This window comes from Streptomyces sp. N35 (assembly GCF_016464295.1).
Lineage (GTDB): Bacteria > Actinomycetota > Actinomycetes > Streptomycetales > Streptomycetaceae > Streptomyces.
The window spans coordinates 1-1959 of sequence record NZ_JAEIMH010000028.1 but is presented as its reverse complement, the minus strand read 5'-3'; the positions used below and the strand labels follow the sequence as shown (position 1 = coordinate 1959).

Annotated in this window: 1 protein-coding gene and 1 pseudogene; one reads left to right on the top strand and one right to left on the bottom strand. The window is 76.6% G+C overall.

Annotated elements, in window-relative coordinates; translation table 11 throughout:
* On the bottom strand, positions 1–677 hold a 677-nt coding region (locus JAO81_RS42530; RefSeq protein WP_233415514.1), incomplete at its 3' end, for an alanine racemase.
* Positions 678–919: 242 nt separating this feature from the next.
* Between JAO81_RS42530 and JAO81_RS42525 the strand changes: the two are divergent.
* Positions 920–1959: pseudogene (locus JAO81_RS42525) on the top strand (hypothetical protein); the annotation flags it as partial.

The window sequence follows — 1959 nt, the reverse complement described above, 5'->3', positions numbered from 1 at the left end:
ACCGCCAGCTCGCGCCGGGCGGCGCTCTGCATCGCGCGGATCGCCCGCGACCTCACCGGCCGGCCGAACAGTGCGTCGCCGACACCGGCGATATGACCCTCGTACGCCATGATCCCGACGAGCCGGAACCCGGGCGTCCGTGCCACCGCCCGTGCCAGATCGGCCAGTTGGGCGGGGGAGTGCAGCGGGGAACGGCGCGCCCCGATACGGACCCGGCCGCCCAGGAGCTTGAGCGCGGTGTCGAGTTCCAGACAGACCCGTACCTCCTCGCGCCCGCCGCCCCGCGCCGCGTCGATCAGCCGGAGCTGCGCCGGGTCGTCGACCATCACGGTCACCGCGGCGGCCAGCTTCGGATCGGCGGCGAGCTCGGCGAAACCGGCGCGGTCCGCGGACGGGTAGGCGAGCAGGACGTCCTCGAAGCCGGAGCGCGCCAGCCACAGCGACTCGGCGAGCGTGAAGGACATGATCCCGGCGAAACCGTCCCGGGCCAGGACCCTTTCGAGCAGGGCACGGCAGCGTACGGACTTGCTCGCCACCCGGATCGGCTTGCCGGCGGCCCGGCGGACGAGGTCGTCGGCGTTGGCGTCGAACGCCTCGAGGTCGACGACGGCGAGCGGGGCGTCGAGCTCGGCGGTGGCGCGGTCGTAGCGGGCGCGGTCTGATGCCAGGGCGGTCATGAACGAAGCCTGCCAGACACGATTACCCCTTGGTAGGGGGATGATCCGGACAGATCACCCCTGACCTGCGGACTGGTTCCCGCGTGCACAGCACGAGACCGTAGAGTGACGCGCAGGCAGGGAGGAACGGGCCTGTCCCCACAGGTGATCGACACAGGTGACGGACGTGCGTGACCGGCGGCGACGAGCGTGCCGGAGATCGCCCCGGGCCCGGACCCGCGAGTTCAGCGAACGGGGGGTGGATGAGTACCGAAGCGCAGCGCGCCGACATCCCCCCGCGCCCCGCGTCTCCGCCTCCGCCGCTCGCTTCGTCGCGGCTGCCGGACCATGCGCCTGCGGCCGACCGTGTGCCTGCGGATTCCGCCTCCGCGCACGCCACCTCCCTCGACTCCGCGCATCCCGCCGCCCTCGACTCCGCGCACTCCGCCGAGCTGCCGCCGCGTCCGGCCGGCCCCGAGACCCCGGCCGGGGGTGTTCCCGTGCCCGTGCGCAGCGGCGCGGAGAGCTCCCTGCCCGGTGGGCCGTCGACGGGGCCGCTGCTCGCCGATGCGGTCACCGCCGGGCGTGCCTCGCGGGCGCGCCGCGCGAGCTCCGGTGAAGGGCTCCCGGGGCGCACCGTGCCGCGCCCCGAGCGTGCCGACGACGGTGCCCCCGCTCCCGTACCGCCGATGCCCCCTGCGCCGCCGCGGCCGGCGGGTGCACCGACTGTCGGAGGCGATACGGACGCCGAGCGGACCGACGCGGGCCGCGGCCCGGGCAGTTCACCTTCCCGTACGCAACCATCCGCCGTCGCCGTGAGCCGTACCGAGGGCGACCGTGACTCTTCCGCCGGCCCTGGCGCGGAGCGAAGCCGGGATGCTTTCACCACACCTGGCGCGGAGCGCAGCCGGGATGCTTTCACCGCACCTGGCGCCGAGTCGCACCCGGACGCCTTCGCCTCGCCCCGCACGGACCCGAACCCGGATATTTCCGCCCGCACCGGCCCCAGCCTCCGCCCCCACACCGACCCGGGCCCCGGGGCGCGGGCCGAGCCCCCCACCCGGCTGCGTCCCGTGCCCGCGGGGCCGCTGCCGCCGGAGGCTCTGTCCCGGCCGGCCGCCGTGCCCCCGCGCCCCGACTCGCCCGCCCCGCAAGGCCCGCCGGGCCTGCGGCGGAGGCGCCCCGTGGGGTCCGTGGACCTCAGTCCGCGGCCGGGCGCCGGGCGGCCGCTGGTGTTCGAACCGTCTCCCCCCCCCGCCGCCCCCCCCCCCCCCCCCCGCCCCGCCAGGGGCGGCGGCCCCCC